Annotated in this window: 17 protein-coding genes; 9 read left to right on the top strand and 8 right to left on the bottom strand. The window is 67.3% G+C overall.

The genetic code is table 11. The features are described from left to right. The first annotated feature begins 224 nt into the window (after positions 1-224). Entirely contained in the window at positions 225-914 is a 690-nt protein-coding gene (locus ACT54R_RS13360; protein ID WP_476327020.1) for an FkbM family methyltransferase, read from the top strand. Positions 915-963: 49 nt separating this feature from the next. Here the strand turns inward: ACT54R_RS13360 and ACT54R_RS13355 are convergent, their stop codons facing one another. The 6 genes from ACT54R_RS13355 to ACT54R_RS13330 all read right to left on the bottom strand — a co-directional run bounded on the left by ACT54R_RS13355 (position 964) and on the right by ACT54R_RS13330 (position 12,593). After that, entirely contained in the window at positions 964-1,503 is a 540-nt protein-coding gene (locus tag ACT54R_RS13355) for a hypothetical protein (protein ID WP_168456664.1), read from the bottom strand. Between the two features lie 155 nt (positions 1,504-1,658). Beyond that, positions 1,659-2,087 carry a Rieske (2Fe-2S) protein gene (locus ACT54R_RS13350; RefSeq protein ID WP_476327018.1) on the bottom strand — a complete coding sequence of 143 codons (429 nt, stop codon included), beginning with the start codon at positions 2,085-2,087 and terminating at the stop codon, positions 1,659-1,661. Positions 2,088-2,227: 140 nt separating this feature from the next. Continuing rightward, positions 2,228-3,358, bottom strand: a complete 1,131-nt coding sequence (prfB, locus tag ACT54R_RS13345; RefSeq protein WP_476327016.1) for a peptide chain release factor 2 — start codon at positions 3,356-3,358, stop codon at positions 2,228-2,230. A 99-nt stretch (positions 3,359-3,457) separates the two neighbouring features. Next, on the bottom strand, positions 3,458-5,989 hold the full coding sequence (locus ACT54R_RS13340) for an EAL domain-containing protein (protein WP_476327014.1): 2,532 nt from the start codon (positions 5,987-5,989) through the stop codon (positions 3,458-3,460). A 378-nt stretch (positions 5,990-6,367) separates the two neighbouring features. Beyond that, positions 6,368-8,791: a penicillin-binding protein 1A gene (locus tag ACT54R_RS13335; RefSeq protein ID WP_476327012.1), complete on the bottom strand. Its 2,424-nt coding sequence runs from the start codon at positions 8,789-8,791 to the stop codon at positions 6,368-6,370. 502 nt (positions 8,792-9,293) lie between these two features. After that, positions 9,294-12,593: an Rne/Rng family ribonuclease gene (locus ACT54R_RS13330; RefSeq protein WP_476327010.1), complete on the bottom strand. Its 3,300-nt coding sequence runs from the start codon at positions 12,591-12,593 to the stop codon at positions 9,294-9,296. Positions 12,594-13,480: 887 nt separating this feature from the next. Between ACT54R_RS13330 and ACT54R_RS13325 the strand changes: the two genes are divergently transcribed. From ACT54R_RS13325 to ACT54R_RS13310, 4 genes are all read left to right on the top strand, one after another. Continuing rightward, complete coding sequence (locus ACT54R_RS13325; protein ID WP_476327008.1) at positions 13,481-14,632, top strand: N-acetylmuramoyl-L-alanine amidase; 1,152 nt, start codon at positions 13,481-13,483, stop codon at positions 14,630-14,632. A 194-nt stretch (positions 14,633-14,826) separates the two neighbouring features. Then, positions 14,827-15,828 carry a sialic acid TRAP transporter substrate-binding protein SiaP gene (locus tag ACT54R_RS13320; RefSeq protein WP_168456670.1) on the top strand — a complete coding sequence of 334 codons (1,002 nt, stop codon included), beginning with the start codon at positions 14,827-14,829 and terminating at the stop codon, positions 15,826-15,828. A 212-nt stretch (positions 15,829-16,040) separates the two neighbouring features. Further along, positions 16,041-16,622 carry a TRAP transporter small permease gene (locus ACT54R_RS13315; protein WP_476327006.1) on the top strand — a complete coding sequence of 194 codons (582 nt, stop codon included), beginning with the start codon at positions 16,041-16,043 and terminating at the stop codon, positions 16,620-16,622. Between the two features lie 3 nt (positions 16,623-16,625). Continuing rightward, positions 16,626-18,032 (top strand): TRAP transporter large permease, encoded by a 1,407-nt coding sequence (locus ACT54R_RS13310; protein WP_476327004.1) that lies wholly within the window; start codon positions 16,626-16,628, stop codon positions 18,030-18,032. Positions 18,033-18,053: 21 nt separating this feature from the next. On the opposite strand, the gene ACT54R_RS13305 is transcribed toward ACT54R_RS13310, so the two are convergent. Further along, positions 18,054-18,461 carry a DUF983 domain-containing protein gene (locus tag ACT54R_RS13305; protein ID WP_168456673.1) on the bottom strand — a complete coding sequence of 136 codons (408 nt, stop codon included), beginning with the start codon at positions 18,459-18,461 and terminating at the stop codon, positions 18,054-18,056. A gap of 228 nt (positions 18,462-18,689) precedes the next feature. Here ACT54R_RS13305 and crtY point away from each other — a divergent pair, with 228 nt between their 5' ends. Genes crtY through ACT54R_RS13285 form a run of 4 tightly spaced genes read left to right on the top strand, consistent with a single transcriptional unit; the run spans position 18,690 to position 23,564 of the window. Next, on the top strand, positions 18,690-19,847 hold the full coding sequence (gene crtY, locus ACT54R_RS13300; protein WP_476327002.1) for a lycopene beta-cyclase CrtY: 1,158 nt from the start codon (positions 18,690-18,692) through the stop codon (positions 19,845-19,847). Next, positions 19,847-21,364 carry a phytoene desaturase gene (locus ACT54R_RS13295; RefSeq protein ID WP_476327000.1) on the top strand — a complete coding sequence of 506 codons (1,518 nt, stop codon included), beginning with the start codon at positions 19,847-19,849 and terminating at the stop codon, positions 21,362-21,364. The genes crtY and ACT54R_RS13295 overlap by 1 nt, the downstream gene beginning before the upstream one ends. After that, a complete protein-coding gene (locus ACT54R_RS13290; protein WP_476326998.1) occupies positions 21,361-22,302 on the top strand; it encodes a phytoene/squalene synthase family protein in 942 nt (313 codons plus the stop codon). The genes ACT54R_RS13295 and ACT54R_RS13290 overlap by 4 nt, the downstream gene beginning before the upstream one ends. Continuing rightward, a complete protein-coding gene (locus tag ACT54R_RS13285) occupies positions 22,299-23,564 on the top strand; it encodes a glycosyltransferase (RefSeq protein ID WP_476326996.1) in 1,266 nt (421 codons plus the stop codon). Before ACT54R_RS13290 ends, ACT54R_RS13285 begins: the two co-directional genes overlap by 4 nt. Here the strand turns inward: ACT54R_RS13285 and ACT54R_RS13280 are convergent. Then, complete coding sequence (locus ACT54R_RS13280) at positions 23,539-24,093, bottom strand: GNAT family N-acetyltransferase (RefSeq protein ID WP_476326994.1); 555 nt, start codon at positions 24,091-24,093, stop codon at positions 23,539-23,541. The two genes, ACT54R_RS13285 and ACT54R_RS13280, sit on opposite strands and share 26 nt — an antisense overlap. Between the last annotated feature and the right edge of the window lies 1 nt (position 24,094).

Genomic DNA, 24,094 nt, shown 5'->3' with positions numbered 1-24,094 from the left:
TGAAGGTCGACCCTACCCGGCCTAAGTGCCCACCCGCCCGGTCAGGACCTGCGAGCCATTAGAGAGCGCGACGGCGTGCGTGTTCCGGTTGACGGCCGAGGGCAATGTCTGAAAGATGCCATGACCTCGTTTGCCCCGTTTATGTCACGCCGCCACTCCTGTTGGAGGGGAGCGCGGCCATACGTTGATACCAAGTTCATCTGGTATTTTGGCAGGAGGCCGATATGGATTACGCTCATCCGCTCGCGCTAGCGGCTCGTCGTGTCGGCCAAAAGGTCGGAATACTCAGGCCTCTGGTTCAATTGTACCGCAAGATCGCTGGGACCGGCTACGAAGACGCCTTCGGGGTCGCACTGCTGAAGGATGTCAGGACGGCCGACGTCGTCTGGGACGTGGGCGCCAATATCGGCCTCTACAGCCGGAAACTGGCCGAGGCCGTGGGGCCGACTGGACAGGTCGTCGCCTTCGAGCCCACGCCCTCGACCATTGAGGTGCTGCGCGAAGCGGTCGCGCCCTATCCTCAGGTGACAATCGTTCCGGTTGCGCTTGCCGATTATTCCGGCGTGGCACATTTCAGCACCAGCGAGCACCACCAGAGCAACACGCTCAACACAAGTGCCAAGGCAAGCGATTGCATCGAGGTGAAGGTCGAGCCGGGCGATGTCTATTCGGCCGACCAATGTCCCCATGTCATCAAGATCGACGTCGAGGGCTTCGAGCTTGATGTGGTCCGGGGCATGACGCGGACATTGGCACAGGCCAAGCTGCGGTCGGTTTTTATTGAAGTCCACTTCCTGGAAATGTCCAAGCGGGGCTTGGACGATGGCGCCGGCCAACTGAAAGCCGCCCTCGAACGAGCCGGCCTGCGTGTCACATGGCTCGACCCGTCCCATATCGTCGCGCGCAGGGGATAGCGGTCCGCAGACGGAGGCGGGGCAGCCTCCGTCGCCGAATGCCGCCCTGTCAGGCGGCGTTCTTGATGGCGAGGCCGTCCGCGTAGGACACCTCCTTGTAATTGGAGACTTCGTCATACTTCAGCCCGACGTCGGCGAGAGCGTCGAGCTTGGCGGCTGTGTCGAACTTCTTGAGCTTGACCTTGTCCACGTAGAAGGTGTCGATCAGCTCGTTGTAGACCGACGTGTCGTCGATGAAGATGGCGAAGATCTTCACATCGCCGAAGCGGATCAGCAGTCGGTTGCCCTGCGGGAGGTCCGCGATATAGACGAAATACTTGCCGTCGCCATCAAGGGCGGCGCCGAGGCTTTCCACCAGCTTGGGAAGGTCCTCGTAGCTGGTGATGGAGCCGGCGAGGAAGCCGATGGCGGGCTTGCCGTCTTCGCTGACCGAGAACACCTCCTTCAGCACCGTCTCTGGGCCGTCATAGGAAATCTCGCCGCGGAAGCCGAAGCGGCCGGCCACGTGGGTGTCGGCATTCAGCGTCGGCTTCAGGAGCCGGCCCTCGGTGCTCAGCTTGGCAAAGGGCGTGTCAGCAACAGCGGTCATGAAATGATCCTTGGGGTGAGGTCGTGACGGGCGTGCCCCTTCTGGGGTGCCCCGGAACCCCGTGTGCGCCGGCCACGGAAGCCGGACCGGGCACGGGGCCCCGGTCTGCCGTGCCCTTTCGGACAAGACCTCTGGTCCAGCGGAGGCGGTGCGCCTCAATCGCCGGTAATCAACACCTCGGGCATCTCGTTGGGGTCCTCCACGTCCAGTCCATCCTCCTCGGCGAGGGGAACGTTGACGAGGCAGACGTCACCATCATCGATGACGATCTCGATGGGCGTGAGAGACTTGCCCTTGCAGGGGCCGATGAAGCAGACCCCGGTGTCGGGGTCGAACTTCGCCTGATGTCGCCCGCAGGCGAGGAAATTGGCCTCTCGGTCCAGGAACTCGCCCGGATAGGCGTCGAGCCGCTTGCCCTCGTGGGGGCACACGTTCTCATAAGCGTGGAAGCTGTTGCCGCGGCGGGCGATGAAGATCGGCCACGCCTTCTTGTTGCCGTCCTCGTCGAGCCGCGCCAGCACGAAGCCGCGCGCGTCGCCATCCTGAATCTCGTAGGTGGCGCAGACGGCGAAAAGTTCGGTCATGAAACAGGCTTCCAGGTCCGGAGGGACCAAGAAGCCTCAGGCAAGAAGCGGGCCGCCGCTGCAGTGCCCCGAATGTCGCGTCTCCGACACAGCCGGCCCGGTGCCGGAAGGCGGTACCCGGACGGATGGACTCAAGGATGTCAGTCCACGTCGTCGACGCTTTCCGGTCCGCCGCCGTAGGCGCGCTGGGCGAGGGCCGCCTGCATGAAGGGGTCGAGATCGCCGTCCAGCACCTCCTGCGGCGTGCCGGAGGTGACGCCGGTGCGCAGGTCCTTCACCAGCTGGTAGGGCTGGAGCACGTAGGAGCGGATCTGGTGGCCCCAGCCGATGTCGGTCTTGGCCGCCTGCTCGGCCATGGCCTCCGCCTCGCGCTTTTTCAGCTCGAGGTCGTAGAGCTTGGCGCGCAGCATGTTCCAGGCGGTGGCGCGGTTCTTGTGCTGGGAGCGGTCGCCCTCGCTCACCACGGCGATGCCGGTGGGGATGTGGGTGAGGCGCACCGCCGATTCCGTCTTGTTCACGTGCTGGCCGCCGGCGCCGCCGGAGCGCATGGTGTCCACGCGCACGTCGGCTTCCTTGATGTCCACCACGATGCGGTCGTCCACCACGGGATAGACATCCACCGACGCGAACGACGTCTGCCGCCGCGCGTTGGAATCGAACGGGGAAATGCGCACGAGGCGATGGACGCCGGCTTCGGTCTTCAGCCAGCCGTAAGCATTGTGCCCCTTCACCTGGATGGTGGCGGACTTCAGGCCGGCCTGCTCGCCCTGGCTCTCGTCCATCAGCTCCACCTTGAAGCCGTGGCGCTCACACCAGCGGCGGTACATGCGCAGCAGCATCTCCGCCCAGTCCTGGCTGTCGGTGCCGCCCGCGCCGGCGTGGACTTCGAGATAGGTGTCGTTGGAATCGGCCTCGCCCGAAAGCAAAGCCTCCAGCTCGCGCCGGGCCAGTTCCGCCTTCAGCCCGTCGAGGGATGCTGCGGCCTCGGAGATCACGCCCTCGTCGCCTTCAGACTCGCCGAGATCGATCAGCTCGATATTGTCGGCAAGGTCGCGCTCCACCCGGTCGATGGCGCCGAGGCCATCCTCCAGGCTGGTGCGTTCCTGCATCAGCTTCTGCGCCCGCTCGGGATCGTCCCACAGCTTGGGGTCTTCCACGATGGCATTCAGCTCCGCGAGACGACGGCGCGAGCGCTCCACGTCGAGGTGGGACCGCAACAGGTCGAGGGAGGCTTTGATCTCGTCGACTTTTGCGGCGAGTTCCGCGCGCATGGCTCATCTTTCTCCGGCTGAGGGCCGCGGAAAATAGCGGCGAGGGGCGCAGGTGTAAACGCCAGGCCGGCGGGGAGGGGGATCAGGTGGGCAAATGGCTCATCTGGCGCGTTGCGCCGCGAGCCAGGTGCCGATGTCCGCAGCTTCGATGGGGCGGGCGAACAGGAAGCCCTGCGCGGCATGGCAGCCGAGGAATCGCAGGAGATCAGCCTGGGCCTGCGTCTCCACGCCCTCCGCCACCACCGTCATGCCGAGGCTGTGGCCGATGCGGATCACCGCCGTGGCCAGGGCCTGGGCGTTCTGGTCCTGCTCGATGGAGAGCATGAAGGAGCGATCGATCTTCAGCTCGGCGATGGGCAGGCGGGAGAGGGCGCTGAGGCTGGAATAGCCGGTGCCGAAATCGTCCATGGCGATGCGCACGCCGAGGGCCTCGATGGCCCGCGCGGTCGCGAACGAGTTTGGGTGCTGGTCCATCATCACCCGCTCGGTGATCTCGACCCGGAGGTCCGACGGCTTGAGGCCGTACTCGCGCAGCGCGCCGGAGATGAAGCCGACGATATCACCGCTGCGGAAGCTGAGCGGCGAGAGGTTCACCGAGACGTGCGGCACCTCCACGCCTTCCTGGCGCCAGGCCGCGATGCGCTGGCAGGACGCTTCGACCGCCCATTCGTCGATGCTCTCGATGAGGCCGTATTCCTCGGCGAGGGGGATGAATCGGGTCGCGGGGACGTCGCCGTGGATCGGGTCCGTCCAGCGGGCGAGCGCCTCCACGCCGTGCAGCGCGCCGGAGGCGAGCAGCACCTGCGGCTGGTACACCAGGCGCAACGCCCGGTTCTGGATGGCTTCGCGGAGCGCCACCGACAACACCAGCCGGTCGAGCACCCGCCGGTTCAGCTCCTCGGTGAAGAAATGGAACTTGCCGCGGCCCTTCCGCTTCGCCTCGTGCACAGCCGCATCGGCGTGCTTCAGCAGCGTTTCCGCATCTGCCCCATGTTCGGGATAGAGCACGATGCCCACCGAGGCGGACATGGTGAGGTGAAGGGCCTGGGCGGTGATGGGCGCCGCCACATATTCCAGCAGCCGCCGGGCGATGCGGGCCGCCTCCTCCGCCGTGCAGTCATGCACCAGAATGAGGAATTCGTCGCCGCCGGTGCGGCCCACCACGTCGCCGGTGCGCAGCTGCGCCTTGAGGCGCCGCGCGACCTCCACCAGAAGCTGGTCGCCCGTGGAATGGCCGAGGGTCTCGTTCACGTCCTTGAAATGGTCGATGTCGAGGAAGAGCACGGCGAGCGGCTGCTCCAGCGTGCGGGCCTCCACCAGCATTTCCTCGAGAACGGCGTGGAGCTGGCGGCGGTTGGCGAGGCCGGTCAGCGTGTCCACATTGGCCAGCATCTCGATGCGCTTCTTGGCCTCGAAGCGCTCCAGCGCCAGCGCGCAGAGATCGGAGCAGGCCGCAACGACATTCTCCAGCCACGGTGTCGGGCCGCGCGCGGTCTGGAAATAGAAGGCGAAGGTGGCTGCCACCTTGCCGCCGCGCAGCTTCACCGGGATCGACCAGCAGCCGGTGATGTCGGGCGGAATGGGCAGGTCCCGGAAATCCTCCCAGAGGGGGCTGGTGGCAATGTCATCCACCAGCACGGGGGTGCCGCGGAAGGCAGCCGTGCCGCAACTTCCGCTCTTCGGGCCGATGGGCAGCCCCTCGACTGCCGCGGTGAAGGCCTCCGGCAGGCTCGGCGCGGCGAGCACGGTGAGGCGATCGTCCGCCGTGACGCCCAGGATCGAGCAAAGCGCATCCGGGGCAAGGCCCTGCACCTTGCGGCACAGGATGTCCATGATGTCGGCCATGGGCGCATCGGCGGCCAGCGCGCCGAGAACCTGGCGCTGGAGGTCTTCGACCAGCCGCGTGTGGGTGATGTCGGCGACGACGACGACGACCTGCTCCAGCTCGCCGGTATGGCGGTCCACGACCGGCGTGACGTTGGCCGACACCCAGACCTCCATTCCCGATGTGCGCTTGAGCGGAACGTCCTCTGCGAGGGCGATGCGCCGTTCCATGGCGTCCGTGATCCGCTCCGCGAAACCGGCGTTGCCGAACCGCCCGGCGAACAGCTCGGCCAGCGTGAGGCTGGCGGCCTCTTCCGCGCCAGGGTCCACCATGTCACGGAATGCCGGGTTGGCGTAGATCACCTTGCCGTGCGCATCGGCCACGAGCACGCCACGGTCGGTCTTCTCGGCGACGGCGGCGAGGATTCCGAGGCCCTTGTGGTCGGTGGTGGTGCTCACGGTGGGGCGCACGAAGGCGATATAGCAGGTCTCCCGCTTGTGCTGGGCGCGGGTGACGGAGACGACCCCCTCCACCCGCGAGCCGTCGCCACGCATGATCGAGAGGGGGAGCTCGCTGGCCCGCCCGGCATCGCCTGGTCCGGTACGGCCTGCACCGCCGGGCGGAAACTCGGCTCCGGGGATGAGTTCGCCCACATCGCGCCCGATGGCGTCGGCCTGGCTCAATCCCCACAGGCGTTCAGCGGCCGTGTTGATGAAGGTGACGAGATTATTCTGGTCGAAGAAGACAACGGCCTCGCGGCCATGGGCGCGGGCAGCAGCTAGGCGATCCGCCATTTTCCAGTCCATGGCTGAAGCTCCCGACTATCGGCCCTCAGCGTCAAGAGGACGCCACAAAGCCGTCCGCCCGCAATATCTTCAGCTTACCGGCATACGTGACTAGCTTACCTATCTCTGCCCGCTTGTACAGGAACGGTACGAGAATGAGGTTAATCTGCGTCAAATTCCGGGCTGGCGGTGCTGTCCGGTCACGCATCGTCGCTGCATGGTCCCGACTGGAATGTGCTGCGATTGCTGCGTTGCAGGGATGGGTAGCGGGCTGATCCCGTCCGCTGCCGCATACTGACGCAAGGCAAAGCTCAAGCATCAGGACGGCGTGGGAAGGGTGCACCGCCACCGTCTGCGTGGGAGAGCGCGCAGCCGGTGGGAAACACGGTGAGGAAACCGTCAGTAGAGGCCGCCGGTCCCGCTCCGGGCCACCGGGGTGACGGGCTCGGGATTGGACCCGTCCGTGCCCGCATAGCCCGCCACCGAGTAGCCATCCGGCGGGGCGGTGCCCGGCTTGAAGGCTTCCAGGATGGCGTTGCTGTCGCCTGCGCTGGTGCGCTGGCCGCTCTTGCGGTCGATGCGCACCAGCTTGATGCCGGCGGGAACGCGGAACGGGATGGCGGGGCGGTCGGCGATGGCGACCTTCATGAAGTCCCGCACGATGGGTGCGGAGAGGACGCCGCCGGTCGCGCCCTTGCCCATCGGCTTTGGCTTGTCGTAGCCGAGATAGATGCCGACGACGATTTCCGGCGTGAAGCCGATGAACCAGGCATCCTTCTCGTCGTTGGTCGTTCCCGTCTTGCCGGCGATGGGCTTGCCCAGCTCCTTGAGTGCGGTACCCGTGCCGCGCTGCACCACGCCCTCCATCATGGAGGTGATCTGGTAGGCGGTCATGGGATCAAGCACCACCGGCCGGCGGTCGATCAGCGACGGCTCGGGCTGGTTCTCCCACTTGGTCGCCTCGCAGCCTCGGCACTCGCGCTCGTCGTGGCGATAGATCGTGTGGCCGTAGCGGTCCTGGATGCGGTCGATCAGCGAGGGCGTCACCTTGCGGCCGCCGTTGGCGATCATGGCGTAGGCGCCGGTCATGCGCATCAGCGTGGTTTCGCCGGAGCCGAGCGCCATGGCGAGGTAAGGCGGCATGTCGTCATAGATGCCGAAGCGCTTGGCATATTCCGCGATGATGGGCATGCCCACGTCGTTCGCGAGCCGCACGGTCATCACGTTTCGCGACTGCTCCAGGCCGAAGCGCAGCGTCTGCGGGCCGTAATACTTCTTGGAATAGTTCTCCGGCCGCCAGGTGTCCTGGCCCTGCTGCTCAAGCTCGAACGGCGCGTCGATGACGATGGTCGACGGCGTATAGCCATTGTCCAGCGCGGATGAATAGACGATGGGCTTGAACGAGGAGCCCGGCTGCCGCATGGCCTGGGTGGCCCGGTTGAACTGGCTCTCGTCGTAGGAGAACCCGCCGGAGAGCGCGAGCACGCGGCCGGTGGTGGGCTCCATCACCACCATGGCGCCCTCGACGCCGGGCGGCTGGCGCAGGCGCCACTGGCCGCCGGCGCCGCCGAGCGGCTCCACATAGATCACGTCACCGGGCTTCAGCACCTGGTTGATGGCCTTGCGCGTCCACTTGGCGCCCTCGGCCGGAATGAGACCCACCTCGCGCTCGATGGAGCGCTGGCCAGACTTGGTGCGCGGCGGCTGCAGGCCGATGCGCGCGTTGTCCTTGCTGACGTCGAGCACGATGGCGAGGCGCCAGGGAATGTCGGTCCATTCCTTCACCTCGCCCACCTTCACGCCCCAGTCGTCGCCGGGCAGGAGATCGATGTGAGTGACGGGCTTGCGCCAGCCGCGCTCCTCGTCGTAGCGCACGAGGCCATCGGTGAGGGTCTTCTTGGCCAGCACCTGGAGCTTGGGATCGAGCGGCGTGCGCACCGAGAGGCCGCCCTCATAGAGCTTGCGCTCGCCGTAGCGTTCGTAGATCTGCCGGCGCACCTCTTCCGCGTAATATTCGGCGGCAAAGATCTGCGCGCCCGTGGCACGGGGTGTGACCTCCAGCTGCGCCTTCTTGGCCGCCTCGCCCTCCTGCGGGGAGACGAAGCCGTTCTCCACCATGCGGTCGATGACCCAGTTGCGGCGGTCGGTCGCGCGGTTGCGCTCGCGGAAGGGGTTGTAGTTGGACGGCGCCTTTGGCAGGGCGGCGAGATAGGCCACTTCCTGCACGTTCAGCTCGTCCACGGACTTGTCGAAATAGACCAGCGCCGCCGCGGCGATGCCGTAGGCGCCCATGCCGAGATAGATCTCGTTGAGATAGAGCTCGAGGATGCGGTCCTTGGAATAGGCGCGCTCGATGCGCAGGGCGAGCAGGGCTTCCTTGATCTTGCGGTCAAGGCTCCGCTCGTTGGTGAGCAGGAAGTTCTTCGCCACCTGCTGGGTGATGGTCGAGGCGCCCTGGGCGCGAACGTTCTTGCCGTAGTTCTGCGCGAGGTTGAGCGCGGCACGGAAGATGCCGGTCGGATCGATGCCGCCGTGCTCGTAGAAATTCTTGTCTTCGGCCGAAAGGAACGCCTCGATGACGAGGCGCGGCACGGACTGGATGGGGATGTAGAGGCGCCGCTGCTTGGCATACTCGGCCACCAGCGCACCGTCCGCCGCATGGACGCGGGTCATCACCGGCGGCTCGTAGTTCTGCAGCTGGGAGTAGTCAGGCAGGTCCTGGGAATATTTCCAGACCAGATAGGTCGCGCCGGCCGCACCCGCCAGCAGCACCAGCGTGGCGAGCGCGAACAGGAAACCCAGGAACCTCAAAATCACCCGCATCTCGCAGCTTCCTCCCGCCGCAACCCGAGGGACGCCCAAAGCCAGGCGCTCGACTGCCTTAGCTCCGGCCACGGCTGCCCTTGATCGTCGCGGCCCTCGCCGGACCACACCGTTTCAGGGCCCACCTGCGCAAGCCTGCCCGGACGAAACCTGCCGGAGCGCGACCTTGCGGCGTGCGACCCGCCATAACCCGACTTGGCGCCAATGCGAAGCGACTACATTGGGGAAACCGACGCCCCAAGGCAACCGCCACAGCCTTCTTGTGCCCGCTGTCCTTCGCCGGCCTTGACGCCGCGCCGAGGTGAAGGACCCGGAGAAGGCCTTACCCATGCGCACCGTCAAGGACTCGCACGGGCATCGCTATGGGGGCGAAACGTGGCCTCTTCGCGACGAACGGGAGGGTTTCGTCCGCAGCGCCTGACCTGAGCCGGGACCAGACATGAAAAGGGCCTCCCCGGGAGGAGGCCCTTTCGGATTCAGGACAGTAGAGTGCCGGAAGGCCTCATTCGCCGAACAGCTTGCGCTGCCACCAGCCCGAGCGGGGCTTGGCGGGAGGCGCGCTAGGCTCGGCCGGGGCGGCCGGGGTTTCGGGCGCCGGGGCAAGCTGCGCGGGAGCTTCGGGCGCAGCGGCTTCGGGCGCCGCAGCAGCCGGCGCGGGCTCGGCCACCGGTTCGGCCACCGGTTCGGCCGGCGCTTCCGCTGCCGCGGGGGCTGCCGGAGCAATTGTGCCGCCATCGGACAGGATGACCGGTGCCTTCTCGCGAACGGTCGAGCGACGCCGGCGGCGCGCAGCCTCCGGGGTCTCCACCTCGGCGACGGGCTCGGGAGCCGGGACCAGGGCGGGAGGGGGTGCAGGCTCGGCTTTGGTCTCGGACGTCTCTTCCGCAACGAACGACGCTGCGACGGGGGCGGCGGTCTCGTCCGATTCCGCGGCCGAGGGCTGCTCCTCGTCGGCTTCCTCGTTGCCGTCGCTCTCGCCATCGGCGCTCAGCGGGGCCTCGTCGTCCCGCTCGCGGCGGTTGCGGCGGCCACCGCGGCGGCCGCGGCGGCGACGGCGGCGATCGCCGTTCTCGTCGTCGGACCGCTCGCCATCGGCGCGCTCGTCCTCGCCGCGCTCCTCGTCGTCGCGGTCGTCATCCTCGCGGGCGCTGTCGTCGCGCGCGCCCTCCTGGGCTTCTGCGGCGTCGGCGGAGGTGTCATCCTCCTCCTCGCCATCGGTGCCCTCAGCGCCCTCGCGACCCTCCTCGCGCTCACCCCGCCGCCGGCGGCGGCGGCGGCGGCGCTTGCGGCCGGCGTCGTCGGAGCGCTCGCCATTGCCCTCGGCAGCCTCTGCGTCGGCCTCGGTCTCGGCTTCCTCGACGATTTCCTCCTCATCCTCCTCGACGAAATCCTCGTCGGGCAGGATGGAGTCGGGCTGCACCACCGTGCTCGGCCGCGGCGCGGCCGGTGCGGGGGCGGCGATATCGCCCTTCTCGATGATGAAGGGCTGGTGGCCGGTGACGGTCTCGTCCGCCGCGATGGCGAGGGTGACGCTGAAGCGCTCCTCCAGCTCGCGCAGGTGGGCGCGCTTCTGGTTCAGAACGTAGAGCGCCACCTCGGTGCGGGTGCGGGCGATGAGATTGTGCGTCTGGGAGCGCAGCAGCTGCTCCTCCAGCGCGCGCAGCAGCTGGAGCGAGACGGAGGCCGCCGAGCGCACGTGCCCGGTGCCGCCGCAGTGCGGGCACACCTCGATGGAGCTTTCCAGCACGCCGGTGCGGATGCGCTGGCGCGACATCTCCAGCAGGCCGAAATGCGAGATGCGGCCGATCTGGATGCGGGCGCGGTCGTTCTTGAGGCAATCCTTGAGCTTGCGCTCCACCGCCCGGTTGTTGCGCTTCTCCTCCATGTCGATGAAATCGATCACGATGAGGCCGGCAAGGTCGCGCAGGCGCAACTGGCGGGCGATTTCCTCGGAAGCTTCGAGGTTCGTCTTGAGGGCGGTGTCCTCGATATGGTGCTCGCGGGTCGCCCGGCCGGAGTTCACGTCGATGGAGACGAGCGCCTCGGTGGGGTTGATGACCACGTAGCCGCCGCTCTTGAGCTGCACCACGGGGGAGAACATGGCATCGAGCTGCTGCTCCACGCCATAGCGGGCGAAAATCGGCTGGGGCTCGCGATAGGGCAGCACCGACTTCGCGTGGCTCGGCATGAGCATCCGCATGAAGTCGCGGGCCTCGCGGAAACCCTCCTCGCCGGCGACGTGGATGTCGTCGATGTCCTTGTTGTAGAGGTCGCGGATGGCGCGCTTGATGAGCGAGCCTTCCTCGTAGACGAGGCTCGGCGCGGTGGACGACAGCGTCATCTCCCGCACGGTCTCCCACAGCCGCAGGAGATATTCGAAGTCGCGCTTGATTTCGGTCTTGGTGCGGTTGGCGCCGGCCGTGCGCAGGATGATGCCCATCCCTTCCGGCACCTCCAGATCCTGCACCACTTCCTTGAGACGCTTGCGGTCGACCGCGTTGGTGATCTTTCGGGAGATGCCGCCGCCACGGGCGGTGTTCGGCATCAGAACGGAATAGCGGCCGGCGAGGGAGAGGTAGGTGGTGAGGGCGGCGCCCTTGTTGCCGCGCTCTTCCTTGACCACCTGCACCAGCATCACCTGACGGCGGCGGATGACTTCCTGGATCTTGTAGCTGCGGGCGCGGCGCTGCGGCGCGCGCTCCGGCACCTCCTCGAGGGCGTCGTCATCGGCGCCGAGGTGCTCGATTTCCTCTTCCTCGTCGATCTGGTCGACATCGCTGTCGTCCTCGTCGTCGTCCTCGTCCTTGTCGCGCTTGCGGTCGTTCCGGCGCCCGCGATGACGGCGGGAGCGGTGCCCGTCCTCGTAGCGAGTCTCGCGCGCGGACTCTTCCTCCGGAGCCTTGTCGTCGGAGGTTTCCTCAGAGGTCTCCTCGGAGTCCTCGTCGCTCTCTTCCTCGTCGTGCTCGTCCTCGCCGTGGTCTTCGGCGTCGTCCTCTTCGTCCGCCTCGTCATCGCCGGCGGCCTGCGCGGGCTCGTCGTCGCGCACGACGGCGCCACCTTCGAGGATCGGCGCAGGATCGTTCTCGCCTTCGGCCGCCTCGCGGCGGCGCAGGGCGTCTTCGTCGTCCGGCGCCTGCTCCTGGGGGGCGGGCAGGGGAGTGCCGAGGGGGGCGTCGATGGCGGCCTCGACCACAGCGGCAGCCGCCTCAGCCGCCTCTGCGGGCGCGACGAGCGCGCTCATGGGCTCGGCGTGATGGTCGGCCGGGGTGTGCGAATCTTCGGAGGAGGCTTCGGCGACGAATTCCGGCGCGGAGCCAGCAGTGGCCTCGACGTCATCGGCGGCGGGCGCATTGCCCAAATCCGCATTGCTCAGTTCCGCATCGCCGAATTCGGGCGAAACGGCTTCCACCGGCTCGGCGGCGGCGCTGATGCTCTGGTCCGGCTGGGACCGCTTGGCGCGGCTGCGCTCGCGGCGGCGCTCCTTGAGGTCAGCCTCATCCTCGGCGAGGCGCGCGGCGCGCTCCTCTTCCTCGATCAGGGCCAGGCGGTCGGCGACCGGGATCTGGTAATAATCAGGGTGGATCTCGCTGAAGGCGAGGAAGCCGTGGCGGTTGCCGCCGTACTCGATGAAGGCCGCCTGCAGCGACGGCTCAACGCGCGTCACCTTGGCGAGATAGATGTTGCCCCGCAACTGCTTGCGGGATGCGGACTCATAGTCGAATTCTTCGACCCGGTTCCCGCGCACGACCACGACCCGGGTCTCCTCCGGGTGGGTCGCATCGATGAGCATCTTGTTGGCCATGGAAATCTCTCTTCACGGCGCCGGGAGCAATGCTCCGCGACGGCCGCGGCTCGACCCCTGCGGGCGCTGCCGCGACGCCGTTCTGGCGCCGGATGTGATGACGTGAGGAAGAAGGGGAGGCGCAGGTACGCCCAAGCGCGTCGCTCGCACGCTCGGGGGCGGGGCACACGGAAGCGCGCTCAGCGCGCATGTCGTGCGGAAAAAATTCCATGCCCTCGGCTACCCGCTCCTCGATGAAGGGTTCAGGCCGGGGCGGAGGCGGGCGCCTCGTTCCGGCCACGGTACACACTCGCCCGATTCCCCAGATCGTCCCCTCGCGGACCATCGGCGAAGCTGGTTTCGAGGCATGCCGCCCGCGCCGCTTGGGCGCTTGCTGAAAGGGTCCTCGGTGACGGGGGTTCGTCCCTGAGGGTGCCGCCATCGGCAATTGGGGATGCCTTGATTCCGGGCTGTCGCATGCGCGGCGACCCGCCTGAATTCCCGACACGCCCAGCGGCAGCCGCGGCAACCGGGGCCGAAGAGCCTGTTCCGGAACGCGAACTGTGTACGGTCCCCTTCTTACCCGCCCGACTTCCCGCTTGGCAAGGATCATGCGTCCCGAACCTCGCGCCGGGCGGCTATAACGCTCCGTCAACGGCTCGTTTACACCCGCCGCCTTATGCCTGCCCCTCTCCTGTGGCCCGCTCTGGAAGCACGCCGAAGCTGACCAGCACGAGGGTGAAATTTCGATGATGCGACGCCGGCCCGGGCCCGCCGCCTTGTCCGTTCTCCATACGTCCGCCCATCTGCGGATGACGGCCCGAATTGCCGCTTTCCTGCTCTTGTTCGTTTTTTCGGCGTTCGGAACGGGGCCTGCTCGGGCGCAGGGGGAAACGGCCGCACCGGCGGTGGCGCGGGAGGCTCGCCTCGCCGGGGACGCGAAGCGCACGCGCCTCGTCGTCGATCTCGACCGTGCCCCGTCTTTCCGCGCCTTTACCCTGGCCAACCCGCCCCGGGTGATTCTCGATCTTTCCGACGTGACCTTTGCCCTGAAGCCGGAAGCGAGTCAGTTGCGCCGGGGACTGGTGACGGCCTACCGATTCGGCGTCTTTGCGCCGGGCAAGGCGCGCATGGTTCTGGAGGCTTCCGGCCCGGTCGCCATCGACAAGGCGTTCGTGCTGGACGCGGTGGACGACCAGCCCGCCCGTCTGGTGGTCGATCTGGTCAAGGCCGACCCGGACGCGTTCGCCCGCTCCATCGCCACCGAGGCCGAGCAGCGCACCGCGCTACCGGCGACGCCCGTCGAAACGCCGCAGGCCGGCGACACGCGGCCGGTCATCGTCATCGATCCTGGCCATGGCGGGATCGATTCCGGCACCTCCGGCTATTCGGCCTTCGTCGAAAAGACCATCGTGCTGGAAACCGCCCTCGCATTGCGCGACCGGCTGGAAAAAGCCGGCGGGTATCGCGTGGTGCTGACCCGCTCCACCGATACCTTCATCCCGCTCGCCGACCGGGTCCGTATCGCCCGCGCTAACCGAGCGGACCTGTTCATTTCCATCCATGCGGACGCGCTCGCCCGCGGCGACGGCAGGGCGCGCGGTGCCAGCGTCTACACCCTGTCGGAGACGGCCAGCGATGCGGAGTCGGCCCATCTGGCCGACAAGGAGAACAAGGCGGACCTCATCGCCGGCGTCGATCTCTCCGACGAGACCGACGAGGTCGCCGGCATCCTCGTGGATCTCGCCTGGCGGGAGACGCGCAATTTCTCCGCGCTGTTCGCCCGCACCCTGGTCGGCAGCATGAAGGGCGCGACGCGGCTGCATGGGACGCCGCTCAAATCCGCCGGCTTCCGCGTGCTGCGTGCCCACGACGTGCCGTCGGTGCTGGTGGAACTCGGCTACATGTCGAGCCCCGACGATCTGAAGCAGCTCACCTCCGAAGCCGGCCGCGACCGCATGGCCGGAGCCATCGCCACCGGCGTCACGCAGTTCTTCGCACAGAAGGGAAGCGGGGGGCATGAGGTGGCGGGGGAGGGCACGTCCACTCCGGCCCGCTAAACGGGCGCCACATCCCTGCACACGTCAGGCGCGCAAGCGTGACTCGTGTCGACATGAGCCTTGCCCCGCGCTTTGGACCGAGTACCATGGGGCAGAGCGGCATCCGGCTGCGGATCAAAACGATTTAGCCGACCGGAACACGCCGCATCGCACCAAGCGGACAAAGACGCCGCATTCCGTGTGGGAGGAATTTGATGATCGACCGTCGCCGTGGCCTTGCGGCCGCGCTAGCCCTGCCTCTTGCCCTTGCGGCTGCCTTCACCTTCGGCGGGCCGGCCAGCGCCCAGACCAAGCTCAAGTGGGCGCATGTCTATGAGCCGTCCGAGCCGTTCCACACCGCCTCGGTGTGGGCGGCCGGCGAAATCGCCAAGCGCACCAACGGGCGTTACCAGATCGATGTCTATCCCTCCTCGCAGCTCGGCAAGGAGAGCGACATCAACCAGGGCCTCACGCTCGGTACCGTGGACATGATCATCTCCGGCTCGAGCTTTGCCGGAAAGGCGTATCCGCCCATCGGCGTTACCTATTATCCCTATACCTTCCGCGACGCCGACCACCTGCTCGCCTACGCCAAGAGCGACGTCTTCAAGGACCTCGCCAAGGGCTACGAGGACAAGACCGGCAACCACATCGTCGCCGTGACCTATTACGGCGTGCGCCAGTCCACCTCCAACAAGCCGTTCAAGACCTGCGCCGAGATGAAGGGTCTCAAGATCCGCGTGCCGGATGCGCCGGCCTATCTCGCCATGCCGAAGGCCTGCGGCGCCAACATTACCCCCATCGCCTTCGCCGAGGTCTATCTCGCCCTCCAGAACGGCACGGTGGATGCGCAGGAGAACCCGCTCACCACGATCGAGGCGAAGAAGTTCTACGAGGTGCAGAAGAACATCGTGCTGACGGGCCACATCGTGGACCACCTCAACACGATCATCTCCGGCAGCCTGTGGAAGAAGCTCTCGCCCGAGGACCAGAAGATCTTCACCGAGGTCACCCAGGAGGCGGCCGCCAAGGCCACGGCCGAGGTGGCGCAGCGGGAGAAAGAACTGCTCGACATCTTCAAGCAGAAGGGCCTCACCGTGGTCGAGGTGGACACGGCCGACTTCCGCGACACGGTGATGAAGAACATCACCTTCGAGAGCTTCGGCTATCGCAAGGCCGACTGGGACCGCATCCAGGCCATCAAGAGCAACATGTGAGGCGGGGCGGGGTCCGCTCCCGCGTCACCATGCCCTTCCAGGTTCGTCATGCCCCGGCTTGTCCGGGGCATCCGCGCCGCCGCTCGGTCGGTTCTCGGGCCTGAGGCTCAGCTTTCGCCGAGACGTGGATCCCCCGGACAAGCCGGGGGATGGCGAGCGGAAGACCGTGCCTCGTCCGATTCATTCGTGCATCCCCCAGCCCGGACCCCTTCATGGCCCAAGAAGTCCACACCCGCGTCACCGGCGAGGAACTCGCCCATACGTTCGAGCAGCAGGAGGAGGTGGACCTCTCCGGCTACGCCTTCGAGGACTGGATCACCCTGGCGATCTTCTGGATCATGGCGGGGCTGGTTTTCACCCAGTTCTTCACCCGCTACGTCCTCAACGACAGCTTCTCGTGGACCGAGGAACTCGCCACCTATTGCCTCGTGGCGGTGGTGTTCATTGGCGCAGCCATGTGCGTGCGGCTCTCCCGGCACATCCAGGTGGACCTCATCTACCGCTTCCTGCCGGCACCGGCCGGGCACGTGCTCTCGCTGTTCGTGGACCTCGTGCGCACCGGCTTCATCGCCTACGGCGTGTGGCTGCTCGTGCGCTACATCGCTCTCGTGGGCGACGAGCCGATGGTGATGGTCGATGCGCCGAAGAGCGTCGTCTACTACGCCGTGCTGTTCGGCTTCGTGATGATGCTGATCCGCTCGGTTCAGGTCGCCATCGGCAACATCCGCCGCGGCTACAGCGTGCTCGAACGCCCCGAGGCGTTCGAGGGCACTTTCGATCACAAGGGGGACTGAGCCATGTGGCTGCTCATCGGCGGGTTCCTCTTCCTCATGCTCTGCGGCGTGCCGGTGGCCATCGCCATGGCCGGGGCATCGCTGGTCTACATTCTCGTCACCGGCTCGGTGCCCGACGTGGTCATCGCCCAGCGCATGATCGCCGGCGTGGAGAGCTTTCCGCTTCTGGCGGTGCCATTCTTCATCCTGGCCGGCAACCTCATGAACATCGCCGGCGTCACCGGGCGCATCTATGCCTTCGCGGTGGCGCTGGTGGGCTGGATGCGCGGGGGCCTGGGGCAGGTGAACATCATCGGGTCGGTGATCTTCTCCGGCATGTCCGGCACCGCCATCGCCGATGCGGCCGGGCTCGGCACCATCGAGATCAAGGCCATGAAGGATCATGGCTATTCCACCGAATTCTCAGTGGGCGTCACCGCTGCTTCGGCGACGCTCGGGCCGATCATCCCGCCGAGCCTGCCCTTCGTCATCTACGGCATGCTGGCCAACGTCTCCATCGGCGCGCTGTTCCTGGGCGGGGTGGTGCCCGGCGCGGTGATGACGCTGCTGATGATGGCTACGGTCGCCTATTTCGCCCGCCGCAACGGCTGGGGCTCGGATGCGGCGTTCGAATGGGGGAAGCTTCTGTCGGCCGGCGTCGAGGTGGTGATCGTGCTGGCCTTCCCGGCGGCGGTCTATGTGATGATGGCGGTGGGGCTCTCCACCAATCAGGCCGTGCTCATCGCGCTCGCGGCGCTCGTGGCGCTCGACTGGTACTTCGATTTCTCCGCCGTCATGGCGCTGATGACGCCAGTGATCCTCATTGGCGGGATGACGCTCGGCTGGTTCACGCCCACCGAGGCAGCGGTGGCGGCGGTGATCTGGTCCCTGTTCCTCGGCCTCGTGCGCTACCGCTCCATGACGCTGAAGACGCTGGCGAAGGCCACCTTCGACACCATCGAGACGACGGCCTCGGTGCTGTTCATCGTCACCGCGGCGTCCATCTTCGCGTGGCTGCTCACCGCGAGCCAGGCGGCGCAGATGCTCTCCGACGCCATTCTCGGCTTCACCCAGAACAAGTGGGTGTTCCTGGCGCTGGCCAATCTGCTCATCCTGTTCGTGGGCTGCTTCATCGACACCATCGCGGCCATCACGATCCTGGTGCCGATCCTTTTGCCCATCGTGCTCAAGCTCGGCATCGACCCGATCCATTTCGGGCTCATCATGACGCTGAACCTGATGATCGGGCTTTTGCACCCGCCGCTTGGCATGGTGCTGTTCGTGCTGGCGCGGGTGGCGAAGCTCTCGGTGGAGCGCACCACCATCGCCATCCTGCCGTGGCTGGTGCCGCTGATAATCGCGTTGCTGGCGATCACCTACATCCCCGGCCTCACCCTCTGGCTGCCCCACGCCATGGGGCTGGGACGCTGAGGCAGGGGACGCTGAGGAGAATCAGGCGCCCGTCCGTCCCTCGGGGGCGGACGGGGTGATCACGCGGCGGCCTTCCTCGGCCTTGTAATAATACTGGCTCGCCACGAGCCAGCCCTTCAACGGCCGCAGCGGCGGGATGCAGGTGAGCAGCAGCAGGGGCAGCGTGGTGACGAGGTGAACCCAGTAGGGCGCCTGGAAGGCCACCTCCAGCCAGATGGCGAACAGCACCGCCGGGACGCAGGCGAAGCACATGACGAAGAAGGCCGGGCCGTCCGCCGGATCGGCGAAGGAATAGTCCAGCCCGCAGACTTCGCAGGACGGGGCAATCGTCAGGAAGCCGTTGAAGAGGTGGCCTTCGCCGCAGCGGGGGCAGCGGCCCCTCACGCCCGTCGAAAGGGGCGAGAGACGCGGCCAATGTTCTTCGTTCATGATGTCTCCCGGGCCGGGTCGGGCAGGTGCCTGCCGGCGTCACGCGGGTCTGGCGATTGTTCGCCGGCGCAGTGTGCTCCGTTGAGGTAAGTCTCGGCGGCGCCACTCGCAAGTGAGAGCGAGTCGCAGCGGCACCAGGCCGCATCCATCCTGACGCAGGGGGTGACAGGCGTGCGGCCGACAGCTATTCGGCTTCAAGGAGGCGCAACCCAGGGGAACGGGGCGGGCATGGATATCGTATTCGTCGGTGCCGGGCTCGCCAATTGCCTGATCGCCGCCCGCATCGCCGAGCGGCGCAGCCGGGTTCGCGTGCTGCTGCTGGAGGCCGGCGAAAGCGTGGGCGGCAACCATAGCTGGTCCTATCATTCCAGCGATTTCGGCCGCATGCAGCATGCCTTCCTCAGCCCGTTCCGCGCCCATGTGTGGATGGGGCACGACGTGCACTTCCCGGCCTATTCCCGCATTCTCAAGGGCCACTACGGCACCATCACCTCCGAGCGGCTGTCGCAGGTGATGCATGAACGCCTCAACCCCTCCATCCGCCTCAACGCCAAGGTGGCCCATGTGGCGGCCGATCATGTGGTCCTGGCTGGTGGCGAGCGCATCGACGCGGGCGCGGTCATCGACGGCCGAGGCCCGGTCTCGTCCCGCCATCTCGACCTCGGCTTCCAGAAGTTCCTCGGCCAGGAGGTCCAGCTCACCCGTCCGCACGGCCTGCACAGGCCTTTCATCATGGACGCGCGGGTCGAGCAGATCGACGGCTATCGCTTCGTCTATGTGCTGCCGCTGGACCCGCAAACGCTGCTGATCGAGGACACCTATTATTCGAGCGGTGCCGAGCTGCCCATCGATAGCCTCCGCCTTCGCATCGCCGCCTATGCCGCCGCGCAGGGCTGGGAGATCGATCATGTGGTGCGGGAGGAGGAGGGCATCCTGCCCATCGCGCTGGGCGGCGACATCAGCGCGTTCCTGGCCGAGGCGCCTCAGGGTGTCGCCCGGGTCGGCCTGCGCGCCGCGCTGTTCCACCCCACCACCGGCTATTCCCTGCCCGATGCACTGGAGCTTGCCGACCTCGTGAGCGAACTTCCGGATTTGTCAGGCCCCGCGATCTCCGCCTTCGTGCGCCAGCACGCCGCCCAGCGCTGGGAAAGCCGCGGTTTCTTCCGTTTGCTCAACCGCATGCTGTTCCGCGCCGCCGCGCCGGATCGCCGCTACGCCATCCTCGAGCGCTTTTACCGCTTGCCCGAGGAGCTGATCCAGCGCTTCTACGGGGATCGCCTCACCTTCAAGGACAAGGCACGCATCCTTACGGGCCGTCCGCCCGTATCGGTGCTGAAGGCGCTTTCCTGCCTGCCCGAGACAAAATCCGCTATCGGTCCCAGATAATGCTCGACGTCACCAAGTCTCCCCGCCGCGCCGCCGTCATCGGGTCCGGCTTCGGCGGGCTCGCCCTCGCCATCCGCCTGCAGGCGGCTGGCATTGCCACGACAATCTTCGAGCAGCGGGACAAGCCCGGCGGTCGGGCCTATGTCTATGAGGACAAGGGCTTCACCTTCGATGGCGGGCCGACGGTCATCACCGACCCCTCCTGCCTCGAAGAGGTCTATGAGGCGGCCGGCCGGCGGCTTTCCGACTATGTGGACCTGATCTCGGTCTCGCCCTTCTACCGGCTGCTGTGGTCGGACGGGCGCCAGTTCGACTATGTGAACGAGCAGACCGCCCTCGACGCCCAGATCGCCGCCTTCAACCCGGCGGACGTGGAGGGCTACCGGCGGTTCTTCGCTTATTCCAAGGCGGTGTTCGAGGAGGGCTACCTCAAGCTCGGCGCCGTGCCCTTCCTGAATTTCTCGGACATGATGAAGGCCGGTCCGCAGCTCGCCAAGCTCCAGGCGTGGCGTTCGGTCTATTCCATGGTGTCGAGCTTCATCCAGGACGAGCACCTGCGCGAGGCCTTCTCCTTCCACTCGCTGCTGGTGGGGGGCAATCCCTTCTCCACCTCGTCCATCTACGCCCTCATCCATGCGCTGGAGCGCAAATGGGGCGTGTTCTTCCCGCGCGGCGGCACCGGCGCGCTGGTGCGCGGCATGGTCAAGCTGTTCACCGACCTCGGCGGCACCATCCACCTCTCCGCCAAGGTCGATGAGATCGTGGTGGAGGGCGACCGGGCCACCGGCGTTCGCGTGGGCGGCGAGAAGCTCCCGTTCGATCTCGTCGCCTCCAACGCCGACGTGGTGCACACCTACGCCCACCTCATGCGCAACAGCGCGCGGGGCAAGGCGGAGGGCGCGAAGCTTGCGAAGAAGCGGCATTCCATGTCGCTGTTCGTCATCTATTTCGGCGCCAACCGGACGTGGGATCATCTCCAGCACCACACCGTGCTGTTCGGCCCGCGCTATCGGGGCCTTGTGAACGAGATCTTCAAGGGCCCGCACCTGCCGGACGATTTCTCGCTCTATCTCCACGCCCCCACCGTCACTGACAAATCGCTGGCGCCGGAGGGCTCCACGGCCTTCTACGTGCTCTCCCCCGTGCCGCATCTCGGCAAGGCGGAGATCGACTGGGAGGTGGAGGGGCCGAAATATCGCGACCGCATCCTCGGCCATCTGGAGCAGCGCCTGCTGCCAGGGCTGAAGGACAGCCTCGTGACCACGCGCATCCTCACGCCCTTCGGCTTTAGGGATGAGCTTTCCGCCCATCTCGGCTCGGCCTTCTCGGTGGAGCCGATCCTCACCCAGTCGGCGTGGTTCCGGCCACACAACCGGGACGACAAGATCGCCAACCTCTATTTCGCCGGCGCCGGCACACATCCGGGCGCGGGCGTGCCCGGGGTGGTGGGATCGGCCAAGGCGACGGCCGGCCTCATCCTGGAAGACCTCGGCATCGCCGCCCGGTCCCCCGCATGAGCGGGACGGACGCCGCTCCGGATGTTGTGGGCGCGAGCGAGGAGGCCATCGCCAAGGGCTCCAAGAGTTTCGCAGCCGCCGCCCGCCTGTTCGCCCCGCGGATGCGCGAGGACGCGGTGATGCTCTATGCCTGGTGCCGCCACTGCGACGACGTGGTGGATGGGCAGGAGCTGGGCCACGGCCGCATCGCGAGCGCGCAGACGCCGGCCGAGCGGCTGGAGGCCCTGTTCGAGGAGACGCGCCGGGCCTATCGGGGCGTGCCGTCTTCCCACCCCGCCTTCGCCGCCTTCGCCGAAGTGGTCCGGCGCAACGACATTCCAGAGCGCCATCCCCTCGACCTGCTCGAAGGCTTCCGCATGGATGTGGAAGGCCGCCGCTACGAGACCCTCGATGACACGCTCACCTACTGCTACCACGTGGCCGGCGTGGTGGGGGTGATGATGGCGCTGATCATGGGCGCGCGGGACGAAGTGGTGCTGGACCGGGCGAGCGATCTCGGCCTCGGCTTCCAGCTCACCAACATCTCCCGCGACGTGATCGAGGATGCCGGCATCGGCCGCATCTATGTGCCCGGCACCTTCCTCGACATGGAAGGCGTGCCCGAGGCGGAGATTGGCGCGCCGGAGCACCGGGCCGCCGTCGCCGCCGCCGTCGCGCGCCTCCTGGACGTGGCGGAGCCCTATTACGAACAGGCGGTGATCGGCATGGGCGCCCTGCCGTTCCGCGCCGCCGCCGCCGTGGGCGCTGCCCGCTGTGTCTACCGCGCCATTGGCACCGAGGTGCGCCGGCGCGGGGCAGGGGCGTGGGATGCGCGCGTCTCCACCACCAAGGCGCAGAAGATCGGCTACCTGATGCAGGGCATCGGCCTTGCCCTCTCCACCCGCCGCAGCGGGCCTCAGCCGCCGCGCCCGAAGCATTTGTGGACGCGGCCGCGATGACTCATTTCGCCGTCGTCGCCCCACCTCTGCCGGGGCACTACAACCCCTTGCTGGTGCTCGCGCGCGAGCTTGGCGCGCGGGGCCATCGCGTCACCTTCGTCCACATGGCGGATGCGGCTCGGCTGGTAAGCGGGAAGGGCGCGGGCTTCGCGGCGGTCGGCGCGCGGGATTATCCCGCCGGCGCCCTCGATGCCTATGTGAACCGCCTCGCCAAGCCCACGGGACTGTTGGGCCTGCTCGGCACGCTCAAGGCCACCGCAGCGCAGACCGACATGCTGTGTCGCGACCTACCCAGCGTGCTGCGCGACATCGGCGCGGACGCGGTAATCGCAGACCAGACGGAGGCCGCCGGCACGCTGGTGGCGCGCCATCTCGGCCTGCCGGTGATCTCCACCGCAACGGCGCTGCTGCTGAACCGCGAGGTCGGCGTGCCACCGCCGTTCGTGCCCTGGCCTTATGAGGAAGGCGAGAAGGCGCTGGTCCGCAACAAGGGCGGCTATCGCGTCACCGATTTTCTCATGTCGTCCATGCGCAAGGTGCTGGCGCGGCATGGCGCAGCCTTCGGGCTCGACCCGTTCGCCGACGGCGGCTTCTCGCCGCTGCTGACGGTGGCGCAGATGCCGAGGGGACTCGATTTTCCCCGCATCGAGCTGCCCGCCACCTTTCATTACGGCTCCCCCTGGCGCGATGCCGCCGCCATCCCGGCTGCGACGGCACCGCTGCCGGAAGTGGGGGACAAGCCACTCGTCTTCTGTTCGCTCGGCACATTGCAGGGCGCGCGGGCGGATCTGTTCCGCAAGGTCGCGCTGGCGGCCCGGGAAGTGGGCGTGCGCCTGCTCATCGCCCATGGCGGTCTTCTCTCTCCGGCCGAGGCCGGGCGTCTGAGCGACTTCGCCGAAGTGCGCGCATTTGTGCCTCAGCAGGAGGTTCTGAAGCGCTGCGCGGCGGCCGTGCTCCATTGCGGCATGAACACGGTGCTCGATGCCATGGCCGAGGGTGTGCCGCTCGTCGCCATGCCCATCGCCTTCGAGCAGCCGGCCACCGCCGCACGCCTCGCCTTTGCTGGTGTCGCCGAGGTGGTGCCCGCCGGCCGCGCCAGCCAGAAGCGGCTCACCACGGCGCTGCGGGCCGTGCTGGAACAGCCGCGCTATCGGGAGAATGCGCAGCGGATCGCGGCCGAGATGGCGCAGGGGCGTGGCGTGATCGATGCCGCCGATCTCATCGAGGCGGCGGTGGTCAGGCCCGCGCTTGTGACCGTCTGAGGCGATAGAGCACCTGCCGCCGCAATGGGTGGCCGGGCGGCGTGGACGGCAGGTCGAAATCCCCTCCTTCGTCCCGCGCCATGCCGAGCCGTTCCATCACCGCCCGCGAGCGAAGGTTCGCCGGCACGGTGATGGCCACGATCTCCTCCAGCCCCAGCCTGTCAAAACCGAACGCCAGCGCCACCCGCGCCGCCTCGGTGGCATAGCCGCGTCCCCAGAAGGCAGGATCGAACCGCCAGCCGATTTCCACCGCCGGCGTGAAGTGCTCAGCGTAGGGCACATGCACCAGCCCGCAATAGCCGGCAAAGTCGGTGATACCGGGCACTTCCACAACCCACAGGCCGAAGCCGTGGCGGACGAAATGCGCTTCGGCGCGATCCGCCACCGCATCGCTCGCGGCGCGGTCGGGCACCGGCATCAGGAATTCCATCGTGCGCGGGTCGGACTGCATGCGCCACAGGCCTTCGCGATCCGAGGGCCGCCATGGGCGCAGCGTGAGGCGTGCTGTGGTGAGCGTCGGGGCGGTCATG

The organism is Xanthobacter sp. DMC47, assembly GCF_056313845.1.
This window is presented reverse-complemented; position numbering and strand designations above follow the sequence as displayed.